At 51.7% G+C, this 468-nt stretch carries 1 protein-coding gene; it reads right to left on the bottom strand.

The window, feature by feature from the left end; translation table 11 throughout:
- On the bottom strand, positions 1-468 hold a 468-nt coding region (locus tag CVH10_RS25715), incomplete at both ends, for a hypothetical protein (protein WP_181244452.1).

Raw genomic sequence — 468 nt, forward strand, 5'->3', positions numbered from 1 at the left:
AAGTTCGGTCACGACGGCCGGCACGGTCCAGATGTCAGGAACCCCAGCCGGATTTGAGAAAATAAGTTCCTTCTTAATCAATGGGATGCGATAGTCTCGCATCAGTTCTTTCCAGAAAACATGCTGCGGATTAATGGGGCGCATATCTCTCAGATTGGAGCCCATGTTGAGCGTCCAGGTCTGAGCATGATCCACAAATCCCCGGTGCGGCCGTTCGAACGAAAGCCCGGGGGCCGCTACACCGTGAAGCATATGGTGCTCGGGCAGCTTCAGATTGGCTTCAAGCATGTTGCTCATCTCTGACAGCCATACTCCTGAAATGTCAGAGTACGGAGCAATGACGCGGCTCGAAAGGCTGGAGGATAGAAGGATGGACGAGAGCCGTATCTCTCCGCTCGCTATGACCTTGAATTTGTCTTCCGGGAATTCATAGCCGTAAACAAATTCGTTAAACGCCTTTGATGCAAT

It is taken from the genome of Halomonas sp. ND22Bw, from assembly GCF_003011945.1.
GTDB classification, from domain to species: domain Bacteria; phylum Pseudomonadota; class Gammaproteobacteria; order Pseudomonadales; family Halomonadaceae; genus Halomonas; species Halomonas halophila.